At 62.5% G+C, this 3,941-nt stretch carries 4 protein-coding genes; 2 read left to right on the forward strand and 2 right to left on the reverse strand.

Annotated elements, in window-relative coordinates; translation table 11 throughout:
- Nucleotides 1-727 (reverse strand): serine dehydratase beta chain (locus F6S12_RS30215; RefSeq protein ID WP_315869723.1); only part of this gene is annotated, 727 nt, incomplete at its 3' end.
- Between the two features lie 135 nt (nucleotides 728-862).
- Between F6S12_RS30215 and F6S12_RS30220 the strand changes: the two genes are divergently transcribed.
- Nucleotides 863-1,810, forward strand: coding sequence for a LysR substrate-binding domain-containing protein (locus F6S12_RS30220; RefSeq protein ID WP_011059334.1), 948 nt, complete (start codon nucleotides 863-865; stop codon nucleotides 1,808-1,810).
- Nucleotides 1,811-2,023: 213 nt separating this feature from the next.
- A complete protein-coding gene (locus tag F6S12_RS30225; protein WP_011059335.1) occupies nucleotides 2,024-2,431 on the forward strand; it encodes an HPF/RaiA family ribosome-associated protein in 408 nt (135 codons plus the stop codon).
- A 70-nt stretch (nucleotides 2,432-2,501) separates the two neighbouring features.
- On the opposite strand, the gene F6S12_RS30230 is transcribed toward F6S12_RS30225, so the two are convergent.
- On the reverse strand, nucleotides 2,502-3,941 hold a 1,440-nt coding region (locus F6S12_RS30230), incomplete at its 5' end, for a TonB-dependent siderophore receptor (RefSeq protein WP_315869724.1).

Below are 3,941 nucleotides of genomic sequence, written 5' to 3' on the forward strand. Positions count from 1 at the left end.
CGGCGCGGCGGGGTACGTCGAGGCCGCCGGGGAGGATGCCTTCGTGGCGCAGGCCCTGTTCCACGCATTCGCGCATCACCGACCAGATGTGTAGCAGGCCGCTGCGGATCTCGGCGTCGCTGCGCCAGGCCCGTTCATTGGCCAGCATCAGTTCGCCGACCCGCAGCTTATGGGTCTTGCACAGGGCCAGCAGTTCAGCGGCACTGTTGAAGTCGTAGGGCAGTTGGACGCCGGTGGTGGTTTCGGCACCGGCCTCGACCTGGGCCGCTTCGATGATGAAGCCGCCACCCACCGAGTAGTAGGTCTGCTCCAGCAGCGTGCCCTGCTCGCCAAAGGCGGTCAGGGACATGGCGTTGGGGTGGTAGGGCAGGCTTTCGTCCAGCAGGAGCAGGTCCTGCTGCCAGTCAAAGGCAATGAGGCTGTGCCCGCCCAGCAGCAGTTGGCCGCTGTCGCGCAACTGCTGGATGCGTGGGTTGATGCTGGTGGGGTCGATGCTGTCGGGCCATTCACCCATCAGCCCCATGACACTGGCGCGGTCGGTGGCATGGCCGACGCCGGTGGCGGACAGCGAACCATAGAGACGGATCTGTACCCGCTGCACCTGGTCTTGCAGGCCCTGCTCGAACAGCGCCTGGGCGAAGGTCGCGGCGGCGCGCATCGGGCCCACGGTGTGGGAGCTGGAGGGGCCGATACCGACTTTGAAGAGATCGAAAACACTGATAGCCATGCTAAAGCCTTACAAGCAATGGAAGGTGGATCGCTGCCATTTTTTGTAGGCCAAGCGCAATGTCGGCGATACTGCCCGCCTCGGTCAGCACTGACCAACGAAACTTCCTAAGAGATCCTTTAGCAGGGCTAAACGATGAGCCGACAATTTCATGCCCAGACCTATGTCTGGCTGCATGTGTTTTCCTGTGCCGCGCGACACCTGTCTTTTACCCGGTGTGCCGAAGAGCTGCACATCACCCCGGGGGCGGTCAGCCAGCAGATCCGCCAATTGGAGGAACGCCTGGGTTTTCGCCTGTTTCACCGGCGGCCCCGGGGGGTGGAACTGAGTGCCGAAGGCCAGCGGCTGGCGCTGACGGTGAGCGAGGCCTACGGCAGCATCGACGCGGAACTGCGGCGCCTGGATGCGGGGATGATCGGGGGGACCTTGCGCTTGCGCTCGATCCCGTCGTTTCTCGGCAAGTGGCTGACTCCGCGCCTGCCGCGCCTGCAGCAGCGTTATCCGGAGATCCAGCTGCGGCTGGTGGCCGAAGACAGCAGCGTGGCCCTGCACGAGGGCGACTTCGACCTGGCCATCGACCTGAACGACGGCAGCTACCCCGGCTTGCAGTCCACCGCGCTGCTGGACGAGCAGATCTTCCCGGTGTGCGCCCCGAGCCTGCTGCGTGGGCGCCCGCCGCTGCACGGTCCGGCGGACCTGGCGCACTTTGCGCTGTTGCACGACATCACCGCCTGGCGCGGCAGCTATGAATACGCCGAGTGGGAGTTCTACCTCAATGCCATCGGCTTCGAGGGCGCGGACGTGCGTCGTGGCCATACCTTCAATCGCAACCACCTGACCATCGAGGCGGCGATTGCCGGCATGGGCGTGGCGATTGCCCGGCGCACCCTGCTCAATGACGAACTGGAGCGTGGCACCCTGATCGTGCCTTTCGGCCTGGCGGTGCCCAACCACAAACGCTACGTGCTGCTCTATGCGCCGGGCGCACTGAGCCATCCGGGCGTACGCGCGGTGCATGACTGGCTGGTGGAGGAAGCGGAGATCTTTCGCGGCTTGCACCCTCTGGGCGAGGGGCAGCTGTGAGCAGTTTTGACTGACGCATGGGGCGGGCTAACTCCCGACCTTAACAGCGCCTTTGCGGTTTGTCCGGCTTTATTTGCGTATGAATATTTATCTTTTTTAAGGGGTTGAAATGTTCGTCGCCGTGCCTAATTGTGTAATCAAGAGGTCACGAAATGCAGGTTCATACGCATTGCCTTGACCCTCTTACGAGCAAGCTGAAATAAGGGAAGAACTATGCAAATCCAAGTCCATAGCGATAACCATATTCAAAGCAGCCTTCGGATGGAGGAGTGGGTGCGCAGCACCGTTGAAAGCACGCTCGAACGCTACGAAGAAGACCTGACCCGGGTAGTGGTCCACCTGCGGGACGAGAACGGTGGCAAGTCGGGTCCGGACGATATGCGCTGCCAGCTGGAAGCCCGTCCTAAAGGTCACCAACCGGTTTCTGTGACCCACAAGGCCGACACCCTGGAGCAGGCCCTCGACGGCGCCACCGTCAAGTTGGAAAGTGCCCTGGAGCACATGTTCGGCAAATTGCGCGGCAAACGTGCGGCAGCGGTGCCCACAGCCGATGGCAGCGAGGCAGATGCCCTGCTCGAAGAAGAATTCCTGGAGAACCAACAGGCCGCGCTCAATAGCTGACGGCCGAGTTTCACCCCCCAACCGGACGGGCCTGCATTGCAGGCCCGTTTTGCTTTGTGGGGAAAATTAATCAGAACGCCACGGAGGTCTGCACATAGAGCGTGCGGGGCTCGCCTACGTACTTGCCCTTGTTGTTGTCGTCGAAGGAACGGGTGAAGTACTGGTGGTTGAAGATGTTCTTCACCCCCACCGCCACGTTCAGGTCCGACAGTTGCGGGCCGAAGTCATACCCGGCGCGGGTGCTGAACAGCATGTAGCCGGGGATGCGCCCGGTGCTGCCATCGGCGCTTTCGGCACGGGTGTTGGCATTGTCGGCAAACTGGCTGCTCTGGTAGCTGCTGTCGAGGTTGAGCTTCCACGGGCCTTCGGTGTAGCTCACCCCCAGGGTGCCCTTGTGCTTGGAAGAGAAGGGCACGCGGTTGCCCTTGTTCGGGCCGTCTTCACGAATGGTGGCATCGACATAGGCGTAGGTGGCGTAGACATCGAAGCCCGCCAGCGCCGGGGCCAGGCCATCCAGGGCGTAGCTGACGCTGCTCTCGATACCCTGGTGGCGAGTCTCGCCCCGGGCGATCACCGTGTCGTTGGTCTGGTTGCTGTCGTACTGGTTGTCGAAGTTGATCAGGAAAGCGCCGATCTCCGCCCGCAGGGTGCCGTCGTCATAGCGGGTGCCCAGTTCCCAGGTGCGGGCTTTCTCCGGCTTGACCTCGCCACTGGCCACGCGGTTGGGCATCTGGCTGTATTGCACGCTGCCGAAGGAACCTTCGGTGTTGGCGTAGAGGTTCCAGCTCTCGTTGAGGTGGTACATCACATTCAGCGCCGGCAGCGCGGTGTTGTAGTCACCCTTGTATTTGACGTGGGTGAGGTTGTTGCTCTGCTGCGACTCGATCATCTCGTAGCGGATGCCCGGGGTCAGGGTCCACTTGCCGATATCGATCCGGTCATCGACGAAGAACGCATGGGCTTCGGTGCCGCCACGGGTGTCGCGGTCATTGCGGCTGTTGCTGGTGGGCAGTTGCTGGTTGGCGGTCAGCGGCGTGCGATAGCGCAGTTCATGACCGGCTTCGTTGATGTAGCGGTAGCCGACGCCCACTTCGTGGCTGCTGTCCCCCAGGTCGAAGCCTTGGGCGAAACGGGTTTCCAGGCCGCGTACCCAGTATTCGCGAGGCGACAGGGAGAGGAAGCTGCCCTGGTCCAGGTAACCGCTGCGCAGGGTCTTGGTGAAGAAGCTGTTGACGGTGAATTCGCGGCGATCTTCCTGGTAGCGGTAGCCGACGTTGAACATCGTGCGCCGGCCCCAGAACTTGTCGTAGGGGCGGGTCGACTGGTACGGGTCGGCCTTGTAGTCCGCCACGTTCAGGCCGCCGGGCATGTCCGCCTCACCTTCGTAGTACTGGGCCATGGCATTGAAACTGTTGGCTTCATCGAGCTGGTACTTGCCCTTGAGGATCAGGTCGTCGATCTGCGTGTCGCTGTGTTCGCGCCAGTCGCCGCCGCGGGTGCCGGAGTACAG

The organism is Pseudomonas sp. JV245A (assembly GCF_032424515.1).
Lineage (GTDB): Bacteria > Pseudomonadota > Gammaproteobacteria > Pseudomonadales > Pseudomonadaceae > Aquipseudomonas > Aquipseudomonas protegens.